This is a genomic window from Marinimicrobium sp. UBA4509 (genome assembly GCF_002388575.1).
Classification (GTDB): Bacteria; Pseudomonadota; Gammaproteobacteria; order Pseudomonadales; family Cellvibrionaceae; genus Marinimicrobium; species Marinimicrobium koreense.
In genome coordinates, this window is the sequence record NZ_DGMV01000069.1 from 18,336 (window position 1) to 39,923 (window position 21,588).

The 21,588-nt window shown below is 55.2% G+C and carries 16 protein-coding genes and 1 other RNA gene; 7 read left to right on the forward strand and 10 right to left on the reverse strand.

Going from position 1 to position 21,588, the window contains the following annotated elements; genetic code table 11:
- Positions 1 to 13 precede the first annotated feature (13 nt).
- The 5 genes from radC to B3520_RS13495 all read right to left on the reverse strand — a co-directional run bounded on the left by radC (position 14) and on the right by B3520_RS13495 (position 3,921).
- Positions 14 to 523: a RadC family protein gene (gene radC / locus B3520_RS13475; protein WP_286804672.1), complete on the reverse strand. Its 510-nt coding sequence runs from the start codon at positions 521 to 523 to the stop codon at positions 14 to 16.
- 84 nt (positions 524 to 607) lie between these two features.
- Positions 608 to 1,489 (reverse strand): hypothetical protein, encoded by an 882-nt coding sequence (locus tag B3520_RS13480; protein ID WP_286804673.1) that lies wholly within the window; start codon positions 1,487 to 1,489, stop codon positions 608 to 610.
- 115 nt (positions 1,490 to 1,604) lie between these two features.
- A complete protein-coding gene (locus tag B3520_RS13485) occupies positions 1,605 to 2,612 on the reverse strand; it encodes a YqaJ viral recombinase family protein (protein WP_286804674.1) in 1,008 nt (335 codons plus the stop codon).
- A 104-nt stretch (positions 2,613 to 2,716) separates the two neighbouring features.
- Positions 2,717 to 3,676 carry a DUF932 domain-containing protein gene (locus B3520_RS13490; RefSeq protein ID WP_286804675.1) on the reverse strand — a complete coding sequence of 320 codons (960 nt, stop codon included), beginning with the start codon at positions 3,674 to 3,676 and terminating at the stop codon, positions 2,717 to 2,719.
- A 71-nt stretch (positions 3,677 to 3,747) separates the two neighbouring features.
- Positions 3,748 to 3,921, reverse strand: a complete 174-nt coding sequence (locus B3520_RS13495) for a hypothetical protein (protein WP_286804676.1) — start codon at positions 3,919 to 3,921, stop codon at positions 3,748 to 3,750.
- A gap of 326 nt (positions 3,922 to 4,247) precedes the next feature.
- Between B3520_RS13495 and B3520_RS13500 the strand changes: the two genes are divergently transcribed.
- From B3520_RS13500 to B3520_RS13530, 7 genes are all read left to right on the forward strand, one after another.
- Positions 4,248 to 4,451, forward strand: coding sequence for a helix-turn-helix domain-containing protein (locus B3520_RS13500; RefSeq protein WP_286804677.1), 204 nt, complete (start codon positions 4,248 to 4,250; stop codon positions 4,449 to 4,451).
- Positions 4,438 to 7,707, forward strand: coding sequence for a helicase-related protein (locus B3520_RS13505; RefSeq protein WP_286876268.1), 3,270 nt, complete (start codon positions 4,438 to 4,440; stop codon positions 7,705 to 7,707). The genes B3520_RS13500 and B3520_RS13505 overlap by 14 nt, the downstream gene beginning before the upstream one ends.
- The gene (locus B3520_RS13510) at positions 7,707 to 8,450 is read left to right on the forward strand and encodes a DUF4391 domain-containing protein (protein WP_286804973.1); all 744 of its coding nucleotides are present in this window, start codon (positions 7,707 to 7,709) and stop codon (positions 8,448 to 8,450) included. The genes B3520_RS13505 and B3520_RS13510 overlap by 1 nt, the downstream gene beginning before the upstream one ends.
- Positions 8,443 to 10,401, forward strand: coding sequence for a site-specific DNA-methyltransferase (locus B3520_RS13515; RefSeq protein WP_286804970.1), 1,959 nt, complete (start codon positions 8,443 to 8,445; stop codon positions 10,399 to 10,401). The genes B3520_RS13510 and B3520_RS13515 overlap by 8 nt, the downstream gene beginning before the upstream one ends.
- A gap of 11 nt (positions 10,402 to 10,412) precedes the next feature.
- Entirely contained in the window at positions 10,413 to 12,071 is a 1,659-nt protein-coding gene (locus B3520_RS13520) for an RNA-binding domain-containing protein (RefSeq protein ID WP_286804969.1), read from the forward strand.
- A 106-nt stretch (positions 12,072 to 12,177) separates the two neighbouring features.
- Complete coding sequence (locus B3520_RS13525) at positions 12,178 to 15,279, forward strand: type III restriction-modification system endonuclease (protein WP_286876270.1); 3,102 nt, start codon at positions 12,178 to 12,180, stop codon at positions 15,277 to 15,279.
- Positions 15,280 to 15,445: 166 nt separating this feature from the next.
- A complete protein-coding gene (locus tag B3520_RS13530) occupies positions 15,446 to 16,084 on the forward strand; it encodes a hypothetical protein (protein ID WP_286804965.1) in 639 nt (212 codons plus the stop codon).
- A gap of 512 nt (positions 16,085 to 16,596) precedes the next feature.
- On the opposite strand, the gene B3520_RS13535 is transcribed toward B3520_RS13530, so the two are convergent.
- The 5 genes from B3520_RS13535 to urtE form a co-directional block, all read right to left on the reverse strand.
- The gene (locus tag B3520_RS13535) at positions 16,597 to 17,103 is read right to left on the reverse strand and encodes a putative molybdenum carrier protein (RefSeq protein ID WP_286804963.1); all 507 of its coding nucleotides are present in this window, start codon (positions 17,101 to 17,103) and stop codon (positions 16,597 to 16,599) included.
- Between the two features lie 517 nt (positions 17,104 to 17,620).
- Entirely contained in the window at positions 17,621 to 18,862 is a 1,242-nt protein-coding gene (locus tag B3520_RS13540; RefSeq protein WP_286804961.1) for an integrase domain-containing protein, read from the reverse strand.
- A gap of 185 nt (positions 18,863 to 19,047) precedes the next feature.
- Positions 19,048 to 19,405, reverse strand: a transfer-messenger RNA (tmRNA) gene (ssrA, locus tag B3520_RS13545).
- 183 nt (positions 19,406 to 19,588) lie between these two features.
- Positions 19,589 to 20,734 carry an OmpA family protein gene (locus B3520_RS13550; protein WP_286804959.1) on the reverse strand — a complete coding sequence of 382 codons (1,146 nt, stop codon included), beginning with the start codon at positions 20,732 to 20,734 and terminating at the stop codon, positions 19,589 to 19,591.
- A 143-nt stretch (positions 20,735 to 20,877) separates the two neighbouring features.
- Positions 20,878 to 21,573: an urea ABC transporter ATP-binding subunit UrtE gene (gene urtE / locus B3520_RS13555; protein WP_286804958.1), complete on the reverse strand. Its 696-nt coding sequence runs from the start codon at positions 21,571 to 21,573 to the stop codon at positions 20,878 to 20,880.
- Positions 21,574 to 21,588 lie beyond the last annotated feature (15 nt).

Below are 21,588 nucleotides of genomic sequence, written 5' to 3' on the forward strand. Positions count from 1 at the left end.
CGTACCAGTGGTGTCATATCAACCCCCGCTCCGCAAAACTCACCACCTCATCACTCCCAACCACCATGTGGTCAATGACCCGAACGTCCACCAACTGAAGGGCTTCCTTCAGCCGCTCTGTCAGCCGCCGGTCGGCGGTGCTGGGTTCGGGGTTGCCGCTGGGGTGGTTGTGAACCAGTAGTACCGCAGCGGCGTTGTGGCTCAGCGCTGTCTTCACCACTTCGCGGGGATGGACGGAAGCGCCGTCAATGGTTCCGTAGAACAGCTTGGCGATATCCAGCACGCCGTGGCGGTTGTCCAGCAGAACCATGCCGAAGACTTCCCGGTCTTCTTTGCCAAACGCCACCCGCAGGTAGCGGCGGGCCAAGTCGGGGCTGACCAAGTAGTTGCTGCGCAGGAAGCGCTCCTGCAGGATCACCTCAGCCCAGTCTAGTACCAGTGCTTCAGACAGGCCATGGTGGTCGTCGCCTTTGTTGGCGGGTGGGTAGAAAGGCAGAGTATCCGGGGTATTTGTGTCTTTCATCAGAATGTCCTCGCATAGGGCGGCCCCCGGCAGCGAATGAACGCCGCCGGTGTATGAGTGGGCCGGTCAGGGGAGAGAAAAGGGTTATTGCGCTTTTGTACGCTGTTCGAGCTTGTCGGCCAGGGAGAGGGGGTGCGCGGTGTTAGCCGGTGGCTTCGTAGTGGCGTCGGGGTAGAACTCCTCCAGAATAACTGGGGTTTCGTCCTCGTCGTCCTCGAAGGCGGAGTTAGCCAGGGCCGACCGTGCCGCTTGATCCAAGGCGTCCTGGTCGTAGCCAGACTCATGTCGCTGTTGAGCGGTTTCGCGCGCTTGGGTGATAGCCGCTTCCAGGGTCAGACCTTCGCGGATACCGAGATCGACATAGAAGATCGGTGTCCTATGGCTTTGGGTGGTGCTTTTACCGCGCAGGCGAAGCTCCAGTGGCAGGCAGGCCAGCAGTCCGCCGGAGACGGCTTGGAAGTACCTCAGCCGAGCCATCAAAGTACGGATGCTGTTGAACCCGGTGGTGCGGAAGATGAAGGTGCCCAGAGGGTCGTAGTCACCCACCATCACATTCAGCCGCCCGTAGGGCTTGCACTTGCCACCAGCGGCGAACTGGCAATGCGCGGGAGCCGGGCAGGGCAACTGCTCCATGACTTCCTCGTGGCGACGCCGACATTGCTCGCCGTCCCCGGCACAGACCGGTCGACCGGTGCTTCGGTCAAACAACGTGTACTCGGCCCGGAAGTTCAGGTCGGGGTCGCTAAAGGGCAGGGTGACCGGAATCGTGCGCAGCTTGCCGGTCTCAGTCTGGTCCCGCAGTTCAGCATCCAGTGGATGGAGCAACCATCCCTCTGGGCTCTGCACCTGGGTGGTTAAGGTAAATTGATCGTCTTTCTCCGGCAGACGCATGCCGTTCTTTTCGGTCACGCGCCCAATACTGATTCGGCCGATGACCGGCGGGGTAATCGCAAGGCCTTTAATCATGGCGGTATCCTCATAGCGTTAAAAAAGGGCGAGCCGCAGAACGGCTCACCCAAGGGAATGGATAAAGAAGGAGTGGATAGAAGGGAGTCGTAGAGCTGAGCGCGGACACACCCGCTCAGTCAGTCGAGCGAACCAGAAAGCGCCGGCTGCCGGGGCGAGTGGTGTGGTACTCGTTCATCAGCTCCGGCAGGTCCCGCATCAGGGCATCGGTATTCAAGGCTTTGCTGTCCTTGCTCCGCTTCCAGGAGATCGAGCCCCGCGCAAAGGTGGCTCGGGTTGCCTCGCTCATGGCCTGCTGGAGAGTCTGCTTGAGCAGCTCCTCCTGCTGGGTCAAGGTTTTGAGCTTATGGCGGGCCGTCACCAGCTGATCGAACACGTTGCACAGATGCGGGTCATCGGTGAAGTCCACCGTCTCGCCGTCGTCCTGGGGGTACAGATACCGCAAGGCGGCCCCGGCCGACTCCGAGCCATCCGCTGGGGGTGGGGTGTCGGTTTCCACGTAGTCCCAGAACTTGCGCTCCAGTTCGATCAATCGAGCAATCAGCGCATCGTCCCGCTCAATGCGGTGCACCTGAATCTCCTGGCCGCAGAGCAGCACACAGACATCGGCGGCGGCTTTGCCGGTGACTGCCAGCTGGTGCTGTACCTGGCACTGCACGTATTCCGGTACGCCGTCGCGCCATAGCCGAGCCCCAAACTCCCCGGCGGTCTTGCATTCGAGTATCTGAACATCGGATGCGCCCACCACTGAGTAGTCCAGGTTGGCCAGCATCCAGGCTTTGTCTTTATCGGGGTGCTGCAAGACGGCGTTCACCCGGCGCACCTTGTTGCCCGTGCGCTTGGTGTAGTGGGTGGCCACAATCGGTTCGAGAATATGGCCCCAGTACATGGGGGAGCCATTATCATCGGGATCGACCGAGGGGAGCTGATCCTCCCGGCCGGTTTTGATCATCCACAGCTCAAGCTGGGATTGGTAAGGGTTCAGGCCCACGGCGGCGGCCGCGTCGCTGGCGCCGAGGCCGGTCTGGCGAACCTTGAGCCAGTCGTTCCGGCTCAGATCTTTGGTGGAGACCAGCCGCAGGGCAGGCCGTTGCTTGGGTGAGGTAATACGGGGTGCTTTCATTGTCGAGTCTCCCAAACGCACAAAAGCCCCAGCCACGCGTGTCGGTGGCTGGGGCTTCTATGAGGTTTGACGGTAAGTAAAGAAGGAAGAGTGGAGCCGTGGGCTCAGGCGACCATCAGCAGGGCCTGGTTCAGAGCCCGGCCTTTGAGCGCTGCGCCCTGACCGAACCAGGCGGAGTCCAGCCGATTGTCCTGGCTGCGTGCCCGGCGCTCGTGGTCCACGAACTGGGTGACGGCAGTGAGCAGGCCGTAGGCGGTGCCCTTGGAAGAGGCGAGATCCGCCCCCAGGCCCTGGCCGTCATACAGCGCTTGCACGCGAGCCATATTGCGCTCGGTGCCCTTGCTGATGGAGGCTGTATCTGGATCGCCCATCACCCGCAGCAGGAAGTGGCGCACCTCACTGTCCTTAACGGAGCGGTTGCTCAAGTGCTTCATCCGGTACATAAACTCATCCCACGCGGAGACGGTAATTCCCAGCGACTGCTTGACCGCCTCGGCATCAAACACCGAACGGTGGGGCACCTTCACCGCACCCGCGCCGCTGCCCAGTGCCACAGCCAGGGTGTTGTTACACACCACCCGCACACTGGTGAACTGAGCGGTGGTGGCCATGGTCCCGTCACAGGCGGTGGCCAGCAGCACATAGCCCTTGGTGGTGTCCTTGCCCTTGAGCGTGGTGGACTGCCCGGTGCGGGCCAGGGCCCAGAGCTTGCGCCCGCCTTTGAGCACTCCCGCCGTCTCCAGCTCGAAGCCGGAGCGTTCGGTTAGGTCCCGGTAAAACTCCAGAATCTCCCGAGGCTGGACCACCTTGTAGCGGTTGCCCACCACCGACAGTGGGTCGTGGGTGTCCGAGCGATACAGGACCTTGTGATCGTCGAAGGGCTTGATCTCGCCCAGGTACTCACGCTGCCCGGCAATAAAGCGCACCGGGGATTCCTGGATCTCCCAGTCCATGCCGGCCTGAATGACCCAGTCATCAACGGGAAGGCCGGAATCCAATTGACGGCCGAGGCCGTGCCACGGGGTCTGGCCGACATAGGCCATGTTTTCAACGAGGTGTGCCATAGTGGTTCTCCTACGGAATAAAGAGCCCAGACCCACGAAGGTCTGAGCAAAGTTTGATCAGTGGGGGTGGGTTAAAACCGGTGCTCGCAGCCCAGACAGCGGTAGGCCTGGAATACCTCCTCATCAAGCTTGTCGCCGAGCTTCACGCCGACGACGCAGCCCGAGAGCCCGCCCACAATGGCGCCAAGCACCGCGCCAGAGGCGGCACCCGCCGGGCCCGCGATCGCGCCGACGGTGTAGCCCAATCGGGCGCCACTGGTAGCACTAATGGCTCCACTGATAGCGCCAGCAGTAGTGCCAACGGTGCCACCGACCTTGCGGCCATAGCGGCTGGGAATAATGCGGTGGGAATTACAACGAGGGCATGCGGTGTGCATAGCCGTATCTCCTATATCAACCAGGGTTTACCGGCGTGCTGGGGCCGGGGTCATGGGGGTGATATAGGTTTGAAAAATTTTGGCTTGGCCGTGCTGAAAACGCGGGCTCACATCAAACTGGCGGTTAATTTGACATTTAATGCTCGTGGCCTATATTGTCCCCTATTGTACTATTTTGACACGGGACTCGGCAGGTGGCAGGCGACGTAATCACTCTTAAAGAGGTGGCGGAATTCCTCAAAGTCCACGAGCGTACTGTCTATCGACTCGCCGCTAAGGGAGAAATCCCGGCGTTCAAAGTGGCCAATAGTTGGCGTTTTCGGCGCCAGGATATCGAGCGCTGGATTGATCAGCAAACGCACTCGGCAATGCCACGGAGTTCCCATGAAGCTGATTGATAATATCAACGACCTTCTCGGGGACGACCTTCGAAGCAGTATCGAGCCAGGTGCGAAGCTGAAGATTGCGGCGTCCTGTTTCTCCATCTACGCCTTTGCGGAACTGAAGGAGCAGCTCGAATCCATTGAATCCTTGGAGTTCATTTTCACCTCTCCGACATTCGTCCCCGACGAAGTCACTGACAGCGGTCGCAAGGTCCGCCGGGAATTTCATATCCCAAAGGCCGAGCGGGAGCGGAGCTTTTACGGCAGTGAGTTTGAAATTCAGCTGAAGAACCAGCTGACCCAGCGAGCCATTGCTAGGGAATGCGCTGACTGGATGCAGCGTAAGGCTGTTTTCCGATCCAATCGTAGCAAAGCACCCATGCAACAGTTCGCTTGCGTTGAGGCAGAAAATGAAGAGGCGGTCTATCAGCCCCTGCACGGCTTTACCGCCGTCGACCTGGGTTATCAGCAAGGCGACGCCGTCTCCAACTTCGTCAATCGGTTTGATGACCCGGCGTACACGGCCAACTTTCTGCGCTTGTTCGACCAGATTTGGAGTGATCCCGAAAAAATTGAAGATGTGACCGATAGGCTGTGTGAGCACATCGCATCGGTGTACCAAGAAAATTCTCCCGAGCGCATTTACTTCCTGATGCTCTACAACATTTTCAATGAGTTTCTGGGAGACATCAGCGAAGATGTCCTGCCCAACGACCGGACCGGCTATCAGGATAGCCTTATCTGGAACAAGCTGTACAGTTTCCAACGTGACGGGGCCACCGGCATCATCAACAAGCTGGAAACTTACAACGGCTGCATCCTGGCTGACAGCGTAGGCCTTGGGAAGACGTTCACAGCCCTTGCGGTCATCAAGTATTACGAGCTGCGCAATCGCTCCGTACTGGTCCTCTGCCCCAAGAAACTCGCTGACAACTGGTTAAATTATAACCGCAATCTCACCACTAACCCCCTGGCTAAGGACCGATTCAACTACGAGGTCCTCTGCCACACCGATCTTCAGCGTACTAGCGGGGAATCCTTCGGCACCCGACTGGACCGGGTTAATTGGGGCAACTATGACCTAGTGGTGATCGACGAATCGCACAATTTCCGCAACAACGATGTTTTCAAAGACCGAGAAACCCGCTACCAGCGTCTGATGAACAAGGTGATCCGCGAAGGGGTCAAGACCAAGGTCTTAATGCTTTCCGCAACGCCGGTCAACAACCGTTTTACCGACCTGCGAAACCAGCTAGCTCTTGCCTATGAGGGTGAATCCGATGCGCTCACCGCAAAGCTGCGGACAGAAACAGACATTGAGGAAATATTCCGCCGCGCACAGACTGCATTCAACGCTTGGTCTAGGATGCCGCCGGAAGAGCGCACCGCAGGGGCGATTCTGGAGGCGTTGGACTTTGACTTCTTCGAATTGCTGGACAGTGTCACCATCGCCCGATCCAGAAAACACATCGAGCACTTCTACGATACGACAGAGATTGGCAGTTTCCCTGAGCGCCGCAAGCCCCTGGCCTTCCATCCGCCACTGACGCAGCGTACCGATGTCATCGGCTTCAATGAAATCTACGCGCAACTGACCATGGTCAAGCTCGCGGTCTATGCCCCTGTGAATTACATCTTGCCCAGCCGGTTAGCAAAGTACGAGGCACTTTACGACACCGAGGTGTCCAGCGGTGGCGGCCGGCTCAAGCAGGCGGACCGGGAGCGCAGTCTTCAGGCTCTGATGACCACTAACCTGCTCAAGCGCCTGGAGAGCTCGGTAGAAGCATTCCGTAAGACTTTGAAAAAACTGCAGGATAATCACACTCGCACGCTGGAAAAGATCGCCACCTATAAGGAAACTGGCCGCGATGCCGGCTTCGCGGATGTCACCGCCGGTTTTGAGGATGCAGAGCCCGAAGATGAGGAATGGCTGCCCGCTGATGACGACAGTATCGGTGGAAAGGTGCGCATCAACTTGGCCGACATGGACTTGCCGTCCTGGGAGCGGGACCTTGAGGCTGATCTTGGCGTTCTCGCAGCGCTATTGGCCGAGATGGAAAAAGTAACTCCGGAAGACGACGCCAAACTGCAGCACATCAAAGCGCAACTCAACAACAAGATCAATGCGCCCATCAATCCCGAAAACCGGAAGATCGTCATTTTCACGGCCTTTTCCGATACTGCGCACTACCTCTACAACCAGCTGGTGCCGGGGATTCTTGAAGACCACGGACTGCACAGCGCTATCGTCACTGGCTCCGAAGCACCCAAATCCACGCTTGGCCGGGGCTATGATTTCCAGTCTCTACTGACCTTGTTCGCTCCGCAGGCGAAGGAAAAACACCATGTCCTGTCGGATGAGCCGAACGAGATCGACCTCCTGATCGCCACCGACTGCATTTCCGAAGGCCAGAACCTTCAGGACTGCGACTATCTGATCAACTACGACATCCACTGGAACCCGGTGCGCATCATCCAGCGCTTCGGCCGCATCGACCGAATCGGCTCGCCGAATGCCAGTATCCAGCTCGTCAACTATTGGCCGGACATCAGCCTGGACGAATACATTAACCTCAAAGAGCGTGTCGAGAACCGCATGGTGATCGTCGATGCCACCGCCACTGGCGACGACAACCTGCTCAACACCGAATCCAGCGAAATCGCCTACCGCAAAGAGCAGCTTCGCCGCCTCCAAGAAGAAGTGATCGATATGGAAGACGTTAAAACAGGCGTCTCCATCACGGACTTGGGGCTGAACGACTTCCGCATGGACCTGCTCAACTACATCAAAACTCATGGCGAGCTGGCTAACCTGCCCAGCGGCCTGCACGCTGTCGTGCCGACAAACTGGGATAGTGACCTGGTGCCGGGGGCGATCTTTACCCTGCGCAACCGTAACCACGCGGTTAACATTCAGCAACAGAACCGGCTGCACCCGTTTTACCTGGTCTACATCGCCAACGACGGCGAGATCATTGCCAACCATACCGAAGTCAAGCCTTTGCTGGACCTGGCCCGCTCCGCTTGCCGGGGGCGCACTGAGCCTATCCAAGCGGCATGTCAGCCCTTTAACCGGGCCACAGACGACGGTCGCAATATGTACTTTTACTCCGACCTGCTCGACCAGGCTATCCGCAGCATCATTCAGGTGCAAGACGAGAAGGATTTGGACAGCCTCTTCACAGGTTCGCGCACCAGTGCACTCACCAACCCCATCGCTGGGTTGGATGACTTCGAGCTGCTATCCTTCATCGTCGTTCAGGAGACATGATGAGCGGAGAGGCCAGCCACCCAGCGCTGTTAGACTACCCTGAGCGTGCGCGGCTGAGTCGGGTCGTGCCTAAGAACCGCATTGTGGGTGCAGGCACGCCAGGCCGCAGGGTGCGCGATCAACTCACAGCCCAGGTCGCTAGAATCACCTGGCAGTACAAGCTGGCGCCGGAGACACTGAACCTGCAGGGTAGCAGGGCAGTGCCCGAGATCCAGATATTCAGAGTAGCGCTGAAGCCGGCCGGAGTGGCGGATGCGCTGCCGGTTGAGGTGCTGCGTTGCATTGACCGTGCCATCGGCTTTCCGCTGATCTTCGAGGTGACCGCCAGCCGCGAGGACGGCGCGCCCCGTGATGCCATTCGGGTGGCGGCCACCTACAAGCGGCCCAGTGAGTCCGACGCCAACAAATGGGTGATCGACGACTACTTCGCCACTGACTGGCTGCCAGCGGACATGCCACGGGCGCCGCTGCCAATTGCGTTGGATTTACCTCGGCTGTACGAGCAGGTATTGCGGCTACTGATTCCGGTGTCGACCCGCTCGGGCGAGTCCATGGCGGCCTTGGTGGAGCGCCACAGCCGGGTCGTCGGAATGCAGCGCGAATGCCAGCGGCTGGAAGCCCGCGTTCAGCGGGAAAAGCAATTTAACCGAAAGGTAGAGTTTAACCGCCAGTTACGGGGGTTGAAGGCGGAGCTCGATGCCTTGATCGAATCAACGAATGAAGGACAGAAGAAACATGGCTGAAAAACCGAAAACCAACAAACTGAAAATGCATAGTCCCGACCTTAGCCAACAGAACATCGCCAAAATTAGGAAGCTCTTCCCTGGTTGCGTAACTGAGGCTCGCGAAGAGACAACCGGGAATCTGCGCCTAGTGGTGGACTTTGATCAGTTGAAGCAAGAGCTGAGCGGCCATATTGTTGAGGGCCCTCAGGAACGCTATCGCCTAGACTGGCCCGGTAAGCGAGAGGCGCTTGCACTGGGAAACTCGCCGGTGACAAAAACGCTTCGACCTTCCACGGAAAGCAGCCCCCGTTTTAGTACTACGCAGAACCTATTCATTGAGGGAGACAATTTGGAAGCCCTCAAGCTTATCCAGGAGACATACCTGGGAAAGATAAAAATGATTTATATCGATCCGCCATATAACACTGGGAACGACTTCATTTACGAAGATGATTTTTCGGAGGCTGAAGGAGAATACCTCATTCGCTCTCAGCAAAAGGATAGCGAAGGAAACCGACTCATTGCCAACACATCAGCGAATGGTAGGTTTCATAGCGATTGGCTGACAATGATGTATTCTCGGCTTTTATTGTGCAAGCGCCTACTATCTAGTGATGGGGTCATGTTTATCAGTATTGATGATAACGAAGCCCATAATCTAATCCGTTTGGGCTGTGAAATTTTTGGTGATGAGAACTTTATCGCTCAGCTAGCCGTTTTGGTTAATCCGCGAGGCCGACATCTTGATAGATTTGTCGCCAAGACGCACGAGTCAATTTTAGTGTTTGCAAAGGACGGCATGAACGGCGCCGCTATCCGGGGACTTGAGAAAGAGGGGCGCATGGTTGAAGAATACAATCGGTCAGACGATCGAGGTCCATATCGCCTGCTTGGCTTGCGCAATCGAAATCAGGCGTTTAATCCGACGACTAGGCCAAATCTTTACTACCCGTTGTATGTAAACCCTGAGAGTGGCGCAGTCTCAATCACTAAGTCTGAAGATTTTACTTTCGAAGTTTGGCCTGATGCGCCAAATGGCGTTCAGACTTGCTGGACTTGGGGAAAGGACAAGGTAAAGTCGGAAGCGCACCTTTTGTTGGCAGAACCTCGCGGTGAAGAATGGCGTATTCATAGAAAGGACTATTTGAATAGTGATGACGGGAAAACAGCGAAAAGTCTTGTGAAGTCGTTGTGGACTGACAAGGAGTTCACAAACGACTATGGTCGTAAAGCTGTCAAAGATCTTTTCGGGGCTGCAGTTATGGACTTCCCAAAGTCGCCAGATCTTATTGCTCGCCTTTTGAAAATAGCGACTAGAGAGGACTCTATTGTATTAGACTTCTTCGCAGGCTCAGCGACGACAGCGCAATCCGTAATGACCCTAAATGCAGAAGATGGCGGTGCGCGCAAGTTTATTATGGTTCAGCTACCCGAAGAGGTCGGGTCAGCTTCCAACGCGTACAAAGCGGGATACCGTGATATCGCCGAACTCGCAAAGGAACGCATTCGTCGTGCAGGGAAGAAGATCCTTGAAAACGAATACCATCCTGCCTGGAATCGCGATGTTGGTTTCCGGGAGCTTAAGGTCGATACTTCGAACATGAAGGATGTCTATTACCGCCCGGACGAACTGAGGCAATCAGATTTACTCGATACAGTCGATAACGTGAAGGAGGACCGCACACCAGAGGACCTGCTATTCCAGGTATTGGTCGACTGGGGCGTTGACTTGACCCTACCCATTCGCCGCGAAACAGTGCAGGGCAAAACCGTCTTCTTCGTAGACGAGAACGCGCTGGTTGCCTGTTTCGATAAGGGTGTTACAGAAGATCTGGTTAAGGAGCTGGCTGGCCATGAGCCCCTGCGGGTTGTTTTTCGCGACAACGGCTTTGTTTCCGACGCGGTAAAAATCAACGTGGAACAGGTCTTCCGTCAGCTTTCGCCGACCACTGAAGTCAGAAGTCTCTAAGGAGTCGCGGCATGGACGAGCAAGCTCTGAATGCGCTGCTTGAGACCTTGATCAGCACCTGGGAGAACGAGGTGGTGGAGTTCAAGCAGGCTGGCAATGATTACGACACCAACAAGATTGGTGAGTATTTTTCGGCGCTCAGCAATGAAGCCAATCTGCGGGGGCTGGAGCGTGCGTGGCTGGTCTTCGGTGTTAGTAATAAAACCCGTGGTGTGGTGGGTACTCTCTACCGGCAAGAGCCAGAGCGCTTACACGGCCTTAAACAGCAAGTGGCGCAAAGCACCGAGCCCAGCGTTTCCTTCCGCGATATCCATGAGCTGCAGCATGCAGGCGGGCGGGTGTTGCTGTTCGAGATTCCCGCAGCGCCAAGGGGTATCCCGATTGCGTGGAAAGGGCACTATTACGCCCGAGCGGGCGAAAGTCTGTGTTCTCTAGGGCTGGACAAGCTGGATGAGATTCGCCAGCAGACCCTAGCGCAGGACTGGAGCGCGCAACTGGTGCCGGCGGCCAGTCTGACCGATCTGGACGAATCGGCGCTGGCCAGGGCGCGAAAGGCCTTTGTCAGGAAGTATGCCAACCGCTTCAGTCCCGAAGAGGTTATGAGCTGGCCGCTGGCGACCTTCCTGGACCGGGCGCGCATTACCTTGAACGGCCAGGTTACGCGCACGGCGCTGCTGTTGTTGGGCAAGCCCGAGGCAGTCTGGCACCTGTCGCCGCACCCAGCTCAGATGACCTGGAAGCTGGAGGGGACCGAGCGGGCCTATCAGCACTTCGCACCTCCGTTTCTGTTGACCACCACCCAGCTGTATCAGCGTATTCGCAATATCCAGCTGCGTTTGTTGCCCCAAGACGAGCTAATGCCGATTGAAGTCTCCAAGTATGACCAGAAAATCGTGCTGGAAGCATTGCACAACTGCATTGCGCACCAAGATTACACCCGTAATGGCCGGGTCGTGGTGATTGAGCAGTCCGACCGCTTGATATTTGAGAATGAGGGCAGTTTCTTCGAGGGTGCTCCGGGAGACTATCTGGAGGGCAACCGCATCCCCCGCCGCTACCGCAATCCCTTCTTGGCACAGGCCATGGCTGAGCTGAACATGATTGATACCATGGGCTACGGCATTCACGACATGTACGCCCGCCAGGCCAAGCGTTACTTTCCCATGCCGGACTATGAGCTTGGGGAGCCCAGTGCGGTCAGCCTGACCATCTACGGTGGTGTGGTGGACCCAGCCTATAGCCGGCTATTGATACAGAAAACCGACCTGCCGCTTGCGGATGTATTGGCTCTGGACCGGGTACAGAAAAAGCTGCCGATTCCCGATGAGGCTGTGGCCCGGCTGAAGCGTGCCGGCCTGATTGAAGGGCGCAAGCCCCGCTTTCATGTATCGGCCAGCGTCGCCAAGGCCACCGGGAGTATGGTGGATTACATCCGTACCCGAGCCCAGGATGATGAGTTTTACGCCAAGCAGGTCACTGATTACCTTCGGCAGTCTGGCGGGGCCAGCCGCGCCGATATCGATAAATTACTGTTCGATAAGCTGAGCGACGCCTTGTCTAATGAGCAAAAAGTAATAAAAATCAGCAACTTACTGACCAAATTAAGACGCCAAGGGGTTATTTTTAACGCTGGTTCACGAAGCAGGCCAGAATGGAAACTTGCAGAATGAATATGTTCCTTAAAATATCATTTTCTCTTAAAAATCAATTGGTTATGCCTTTCTGCAAAGTGGTCGAAGCTAACAAAATGCAGAAAGAATGCAGAAAGAGGATGCCATGAAACTCAAGTTCAAGGTCCAGTCATATCAGACCAACGCCGTCAACGATGTGGTGGAGTGCTTCGCCGGACAGCCCATGACTTCGGGCCTGAATTATCGCATCGATCCCGGACGCAAGGCGCAAGCCAGCGCCTTTGAGGAGGGTTTCAAGAACGCCGACTTGGCGCTGACCGAAGCGCAGATCCTGGACAATATTCAGAAGGTCCAGCGTAGGCAGAACCTACCTGGCTCGCAGTCATTGACGGACTTTACGACCTTTAATGCTAAGGGTGAGCGTGTGCCCGCCCCCGCAGCTTACAAGAAGGACGCCCTGGCTGCGACCCGCGTTCACCTTGATGTGGAGATGGAGACGGGCACGGGTAAAACTTATTGCTATATTAAGTCTATCTTCGAGATGAACAAACGCTATGGCTGGTCAAAGTTCATTATCGTCGTGCCTTCTATCGCCATCCGCGAAGGGGTGTACAAGTCCTTCGAAGTGACCGCCGAGCACTTCACTGAAACCTACGGCAAGAAGGCGCGGTTTTTTATCTACAATTCCAAGCGCCTGCATGAAGTCGAGAGCTTCTCTTCGGATGCCGGAATCAATGTGATGATCATGAACATCCAGGCGTTCAACGCGCGGGGCAAGGACAATCGTCGTATTTATGATGAATTAGACGACTTTCAGTCGCGCAAGCCAATCGATGTAATTGCGTCGAACCGGCCGATTTTGATTCTGGACGAGCCACAGAAGATGCAGGGTGCGGCCACCATGGAGGCCCTACCGAAGTTCAAGCCGCTGTTTATCCTGCGTTACTCGGCTACCCACCGTACCCAACACAACCGGGTACACCGGTTGGACGCGCTCGACGCTTATAACCAAAAGCTGGTGAAAAAAATCGCGGTTCGCGGCATTCAAACCCGTGGGCTCGCTGGAACCAGTGCCTACCTGTATCTCGAAGGTATCGACATCTCGAAGCATGCCCCGGTGGCTCGGATTGAGTTGGAGGTGAAGCTGAAGTCGGGCGAGATCAAACGACAGCTTCGGCGGATGGCATTTCGCGACGATTTGTTTACGATCTCTGGCGAGCTGGACCAATACCAAGGCTTTACAATCAGCCAGATCGATGAACGAAACGACACAGTGGAGTTTACCAACGGGGAAATACTGAAGGCCGGCGAGGCGAATGGTGATGTCACGGAGCGTGACGTCCGTCGTATACAGATTCGTGAGACGATCAAGGCACACCTGGACAAAGAAAAGCAGCTCTTTGCGCAGGGCATCAAGGTGCTGTCACTGTTCTTTATAGACGAGGTGGCAAAATATCGCGACTACGACGCACCTGATGAGAAAGGCGAATACGCGCGGGTTTTCGAGGAGGAGTACGATCTGCTGAAAAACGAGTACCTTTCTGAGCTTGCTATCGATAACGAGCAGTACCGGAAGTATTTGGCAGATATTGAACCCGGTCGAACCCACAATGGTTATTTCTCGATCGACAAAAGGACCAAGCGGATGAAGGACCCAGCCGTCGGTGCGAGATCCGTTGATTCCGATGACGTAGACGCTTACGACCTGATTCTAAAGGACAAGGAACGCCTGCTGGCCTTTGAAGAACCGACGCGGTTCATCTTCTCCCACTCCGCACTTCGCGAAGGCTGGGACAACCCGAACGTATTTGTTATGTGCATGCTGAAGCACAGCGACAACACCATTTCTCGCCGCCAGGAAGTGGGGCGTGGGTTACGCCTGAGCGTCGACCAGCATGGTGACCGCATGGATCACCCGGCCGTGGTACACGATATCAACGTGCTTACGGTGGTCGCGAGTGAGAGCTACAAAGACTTCGTGGTGGGTTTGCAGAAAGAGATTTCGGAGACCTTGTCGTCGCGCCCACGCCAGGCGACAGAGGCCTACTTCACCGGAAAGACGATCACGACAGATCAAGGGGTGGTCGAAGTCACCGCTGCCATGGCGAAACAGATTTATCGTTACCTAATAACGAACGATTACACTGACGATGCCGACCAGATCGCCGACGCATACCATGATGCCAAGGACTCCGGAACGCTCGCAGAGCTGCCAGAAGACCTGAAGCCTCATGCCTATCAGGTTTTCCAACTGATCGACAGTGTCTTCAGCGACGCTCAACTACCGAAGGTGGATGACGGACGTAAACCCAAGACCAACCCCCTGAACGCGAACTTCGAGAAGAAGGAGTTCCGGGCTCTGTGGGAGCGTATCAATCGCAAGGCTGTATATCGGGTTGATTTTGATTCGGAGGAGCTAGTTAAAAAGTGCGTTGGTACTTTAGACAAAGAGTTGCGGGTGACCCCTTTGCAGTACACCGTCCAAGCGGGTGTTCAGCAGGATGCTTTAACCGATGAGCAGCTTCGTGGCGGTGATGGATTTTCAGTTCAGGAGACCAAGAATGAGTACGGAGATTCTATTCATTCATTGGTAAAGTACGATCTCGTAGGAAAAATTGCTGAAAACGCTCATTTGACCAGAGAGACCACGGCGGCAATACTTAGTCAAGCACAGGCGGCGGTTTTCGCGCAGTTCCAAAAGAACCCTGAACACTTCATCGCGGAGGCTACTCGTCTTATTACTGAACAGAAAGCAACCATGGTGATTGAGCGCCTTGCATACAACGAGGTGGGTGAGTGCTACGACGCCGACATTTTCACCGCCAACCAGACTGGCCAAGATTTCTCCCGTGCTACGGCGAAACTCAAGAACCACGTCTACGATTATGCGATAACGGACTCCGATGTGGAGAGTAAGTTTGTAGAGGAGCTGGATACGAGCCATGAAGTCGTCGTGTATGCCAAGTTGCCGCGCGGCTTCCTGATCCCGACGCCTGTCGGTGACTATAACCCCGATTGGGCGATATCCTTTAGCGCCGGAAGTGTCAGGCATATCTACTTTATAGCCGAAACCAAAGGCTCCATGTCGTCTATGAAGCTGCGTGAGATCGAGAAAACGAAGATCGAGTGCGCCCGGAAGTTCTTCGACGAGATAAATCAAAGGATCAGTGAAGATCGCGTGAAATACGATGTCGTTACGGATTACTCAAAGCTGATGGACGTTGTTGGGCGGGCTACTAGCGTGTGATCAAGAGAATAAGCCTGGGTAGGAACTAGCTGCCAACTATTGATGCGGCGTCCGGGATCCGGCAATCTTCGGCGGGCTGGGTGTGTATCCTTACGAGGGGCTTCTATATTGTATTTAATGGCTTAGATATCCGATCAGAAAACGTTTGTAAAGTGGAGGAGAATCGATGGGTCGAAGTAAGAGAAAGGCGCAACAGAAAGCTATCATGGAAAAGCATTCTCATCCTTATTTGGACTGCCCGGTGACCTACGGTGAGGTCTCTAAAGTGCTACATGACCTGGATCCTGGGAACACTTGTTGTGGCCACAACGAGGGCATGGAGGACGAGTACGATCTCATAGCTAGATCTGCAGTGAGTGAATCTGGTGGAGAGCATGCTAGGATCGGCCAGGCCGTAGTCGATGAACTTTGTGTTTCATTTGGCTCTTTCGATGGCGACCCAGGCACTATAGAAGCCATTTTGTATGCATTTCGCGCAGAAGAAATTGAAAGAATTCTGAAGTGTCGTTCAGAAAAAATTAGAAGCATTCATGCCCACCTTTTTCCGGAGGACTATGACTTCGTTTACGATTCAATTTCTGACGTTCGTGATCGTCACAAAGGCATCGATCCCATGTCGCTGGAGTATCGACAAAAGTGGCAGCTGAAAAGGAGAAAGCTTGAATTGCAGGAAGAGCTTTATAGCCGAGATACTATGGAGTTTGTCGAGAAGCTATATTTGCGTCTGAGCTGGCATGAGGTTGATATTTTGCTCTACTCCAAGGAGATCGACTGGGAGCGATTAGCTAATACGATGAAGCTTTGAATAACTGCTTTTAGCTTGATTGGAAGCTTGTATTTTCAGACTGTTTCGAGCGCTTGAAGAGCTTAGAGCTCTAAGGTGAGTCCGTGTGAAGTTAATGAAGTGCAAGGTCGAGCGTTTGACGTAAGATTTTAGACGTGAAAAAAATTTTTCTTAAGAAGAAAATTGAGTTCTCTGGAGCCGTAAGACTGTCTAAAATGAAGGAGGCAGAAAAGGTGTGGCGTGACGATCTCCCTATTAGAATACGCAATGTTCTCAGCCACGAGGCTATAGTGTCTGATTATCAAAAACTTCACAATAGTCTAATATTTTCCAGAGGAATTCGATTTTCTAAGAATGAAAAGAAGGAGTTGCAGAAATTTTGGAGACGTCTTTTCCCGGCTGTTTTCGTAAGCGGTAGAGCTTCAATTACCTGAGCTAAGAGTTAGTGTAGGCTGCTTGGAAAACGCCAAGCAATAATGATAGCCAAAAACTATCATAATGCGGGCAATGATTGTTGCGGGCACATTTGTCAACTAAGCTCCACCAGGCCTTGTGGGATCAGTTGTACCCTTTGGCTTATGGCTTTCACGTAAGACAAGGGTTATCGATTGCTTTACGTGGTCGTAGATTTCTGGGCAGCTACTTGCTCTGGGTCCTGCTACGTTCAGTGTACTGATCCCAAAGTTTTCAATAAATCTGCTCAGGACTTCTGCCGACCTTCTGGGATCAATCAATTGAATATCAATTAGCTTGTAAGGTTTCTTTTGCTTGATGCAGAAGAGAACTGATGCTTCAGTGCCGCCAGTCGGGTATGAGCTGTAGAAAATTGCGGTTCCGTCAGAGTCCGTCACATTTTTTTTGTTACGTTGCCGGTAGCCACCCTCAATTTCGGTCAGCTTGTACTTGTTACTTATTGAGCCATCCTCAGCTAAACGCCCGGCGGGACAGTTCCCACCTATAGGGAAACCGGCTTCAATACCTGCATCCAGAGCCGCTCTATCCGCTCCGGTTTGTCCACCACTTACAATTTTTGAAAGCATATCACCGTGTCCAGATTAACATATATATAATATAAAAATCTTTCAGTATTCATCACTGGGGAAATGATACACCGCCAAGATAGGGGGTACTCAGAGAATGACCGCAACCGTTCCATAAAGGAGTGCTCGGTGGCTGAGAGGTCTGCCGATATAGTGGCCCATTGTGCTGACTCTGGGTGCGCGCTACTATCTACTTAGCTCGACAGGGCCAGACTTTCGCCATGAAGTAAGGGCTTTCAACTGCTTCAGTTATGGCTTGAAGGGCGGATTCAATACCCATTTCGGTTCAATAATTACCCAAATGGGACGACGGTATCAGCATTATTTGAACCAATTAAAGTCTTTTTATATCAAAGCCTTATGAATATATTTCAAGTCCGGCCTTGGCGCTTGGACCCAGTAAAGCGCATTTAATCGAGTGCGTATGAGCTGCGGGACTCACAGGCCAACGAGAGCCGCGTGCTTTATTCGGCCCCAGCTCTGGCCTTTAGGAGCCATTGCGATTTCTGTTCAACTATCATCCATTCACCACCTTTAGAGGGGGGCTTTGACAGGCGGACAGTGAGCCTATCGACGCCTTTTCGATCTGGCTGCTCCAAACCGTCATGAGCTTCCTTCGAGCCTCCAGATAGTCTGCCCGGTTGTAATCCCCCCGCACGCTGCTGTCAACGTGAGCCAGGCATACCTCAATGAGCTCCGGGTCCTGCCGCATTTCATTCAGTACTGTGCTGGCCAATGCCCTCAAGCCGTGGCTGACAAGCTTACCCCCATAACCCATCCGCTTAAGCGCCATATTGGCGGTTTGGCTATTGGTGTGGGTTCGTGGGTTGCGATCAGATGGAAATAGGTGCTCCCGGTGCCCACTAATCGGTTTTAATGCTTCCAGTAGCGCCAGGCTTTGCTCTGTCAGTGGCACTATGTGCTCTTTCCGTTTTTTCATCCGCTCGGCTGGTATTGTCCATAACTGCTTCGCGAAGTCGATTTCTTCCCAGCGAGCGCCAGCCGCTTCTGAGGGGCGTGTCATGGTGTGCAGCTGCCATTCGATCAGCAGGCGAGTGACTCGCTTGATGCTGGCGTTGGCGATGGTTTGTACCAGCTCCGGCAATTCCTCCGGCTTGATGGTGGGCATATTCTTCTTCTTGGGTTTTAAGAAAGCCTCCCTTATGCCGCTGAGCGGGTTGGTTGGTAAGTACCCACTATTTGTGGCGTGAGTCATGATTTCGTTTAGCCGCTGACATAGGCGCTTGACGGTTTCGAGGCTGCCTTTGGCTTCAATAGGGCGTAGGACATCAATCACCTGTGGAGCGCTAACGTCGGTAATCGGTGTGTGCGCCAGCTTGGGGAAAATATGGATCTCCAGTGACTTCCAGGAGTCGGCTGCATGGTCAGCGGTCACACGGGACTTTTTCAGCTCAATCCACTCTTCGGCGACCTTGCGCAAGGTGTTGCTCGTCTCCAGCTTCCTTTGTAGTGCTTCTTTGTCTCGGTGCGCTTTGGGGTCGATGCCCCGGGCAACGAGCGCGCGGCTCTCTTTGGTTTTTTCGCGAGCTTGAGCGAGGCTGATCTCGGGGTAACTACCCAGCCCGATGTTGACTCGTTTCTTGGAGATGGGGTGACGGTAATTGAAGTTCCACAGACGTGAGCCATTGGCGCGCACGCGGAGTTGAAGGCCACCCCCATCGGACAGGACGTAGTCTTTGTCTCGAGGCTTGGCGGCGGCGACCTGCTTGGCCTTCAGGGTGGTGGTGTAGGTGCTCATTGGGTATTCCAGACTGCCATTTGGTATTCCAAAATATAGCATTGGGTGCCATGGAATACCACTTGGAATACCCGCAGTGTCGGTTGTTACTGGATCTTATCGGACGTTAATAGACTGGAAAACCACGTAACTGCTTGATTTTAGGCACAAAAAAAGACGTCCTAGGACGTCTTTAGATGTGGTGATGGTGGAGCCGGGGGGAGTTGAACCCCCGTCCGCCGATACTCCGCTCTTGGCTCTACATGCTTAGTTTCCGTTTATTGATTTAGCCTCTTACAGCCCAACGGGCAGGACGTAAGACGCGATCCTGTTTAGGTTTTAACGGATCCGCCACAGGCGAACTTCACCGCGATCCAGTTCTATTTGACAGTCAATAACGCGGTACTGGCACCTTGCTATTGACCGCTAGCAGGTTCTTAGGCTGCTAGAGCGTAGTTGTCGTCGTTGGCAACTATTAAGTTGCAGCTTTGGATTAACGTGATTGGCTGCCATCACGACATGCACCTTGAGTTTCGTCACCGGCGTCGAATCCAAATCGGCCCCTTAAAGGGGAATTTGGTCGCGTCGGGCAGAGTGCCAGTCAAGCTGGCCGAACTCGAACCCTGCGATTCATGAGACTACCGGAAAAGCCGGAAGTTCCAGAATTGGGAGCATTGTAGGGCCGTGTGAGGGGTAACGCAAGGTCGCATTACCCCCAAGACGGCCGCTGTCGCCTTCTTTCCTGAATCAGTCTCTGGTTTCGGTGCGGGTCACATCGGCGCTGATCTCCGCAACGACGCGGCGGTTCTGCTCGCGGCCGCTGGCGGTGTCGTTATCGGCGATGGGGCGCTCCTCCCCATAACCAACCGCCTCTACCCGGTCTGCGGGCAAGCCAAAGCGCTCAATCAGCACGTCACGGACCGCGTCGGCGCGGCGCTGGGACAGTTGCTGGTTGTAGGCGGCGGCGCCGCTGCTGTCGGTGTGGCCCTCGACGGTGACCCGGGTCTGGTCGAACTGGCGCATAAAGTCGGCGACCTGCTGCACTTCGGGCATGAACTGCTCCCGAACCTCGGCGCTGTTGGTCTCAAACTGCACCTGCATTTCGATGGAGACCGACTCGGTCAGCTCAACCGGACAGCCCTGATCGTCCACCCGGTATTGGCGGGCGGTATTGGGGCAGTTGTCCCGGTGGTCCGGCACGCCGTCGCGGTCGCTGTCCAGGGCGCAGCCTCGGGCATCGACGCGGGCTCCTTCGGGCGTATCGGGGCACTGGTCCCGGTTATCGACCACCCCGTCGTTGTCGCTATCCTGTGGTGTGGTTGGAGCGGGTTCGGGCGCGGTTGACCGTGCGGGGCGGTCGTCGTAACCGAACAGGAAGCTCAGGCCGGTGCTGATGGCGAAGTCAGTGTGTTCGGCATCCAGGTTGTTGAACAGGCGCATATCGGTGCGCCACAACCAGCGTTTGGACAGTTGGTATTTGACCCCGACACCGGCATTGATCAGGGTGTCGTTCTGGGCCCGGGCCAGGGTGGGGCCGGACAGCTCCTGGTCGCCAACGCCGAAGGCGAAATAGGGACGAGCGCGCTGATTGCGATCGGCCAGGTGATAAAGCGCGTCGAGGCGATACTGTTCGCCGTCGATATCCACACCGGTTTCACTCTGCTCGGTGTCGAATTGCGAGGCCATCAATTCCAGGCCCCAGCGTTCGCCGAGGTTCATTCCCAGGCCAAGCTGATAGTGACCGGTGTCTTCCAGCGGGGTGTCAAATACCGTGCGCCCCAGGCCACCATGGAGTTCAAAGGTGGGGTGGTGCAGGTCGTGGTCGTCGGCGTGGGAAAGGGGTGTGGCCGCGAGGGCCAGTGCTGTAAGCGGGGTTCCAAATTTAAGTGCCATTAATGTCTCTCCTGAGTGATTCCGTGGCAATTGATACCTGCTAAGTGTAGCAGGCTTGAGCAACAGTCCGTGTATGGGGGTGAAACAATGTGATTCAAGTCACCCCCTTTCTCAGGGTCGGTTGATGACGGCCCGAGGCATGGTTATACACTCAAATACTTCTGTACCAGATGGTCGTCCAGAGCGGCAATCGCGCCAGAGGCCTGAGTGTGGCCTTTTTCCATGATAAAAAAGTCATCGGCCACCTTGCGGGCGAACGGCAGTTTCTGTTCAACCAGCAAAACGGTGAGCCCCATTTCCCGATTGAGTTTGCCAATCACGTTGCCGATATCGCGCACGATGTTTGGCTGAATGCCCTCGGTGGGCTCGTCCAGCAGCAGAACTTTCGGGTCCAGCACCAGGGCCCGTCCGATGGCCAGTTGCTGTTGCTGGCCGCCGGACAGGTCGCCCCCTCGGCGGTGGCGCATGTCGAGCAGTACCGGGAACAACTCGTAGATGTGATCGGGGACTTTGGTCTGACCGTCGCCCCGCGCGCCGAGAGAGATTTTGAGGTTTTCCTCAACGGTCAGCTGCGGAAATATTTCCCGGCCCTGGGGTACGTAGCCGATGCCGGCCCGGGCGCGGGCTTCGGTGGAGAGTTTACTGATGTCTTTGCCGTTGAGCCGGATACTTCCTTCGGCAATGGGCAGCAAACCGGTGATGCATTTGAGCAGTGTGGTTTTGCCCACGCCGTTGCGCCCGAGCAGGCAGCCGCAGGTGCCTTCACGGACTTCCAGGGACAGGTCCCAGAGGATGTGGCTTTGGCCGTAATATTGGTTGACGTTTTCGATGGTTAGCACGGGGGTCTCCGTTGT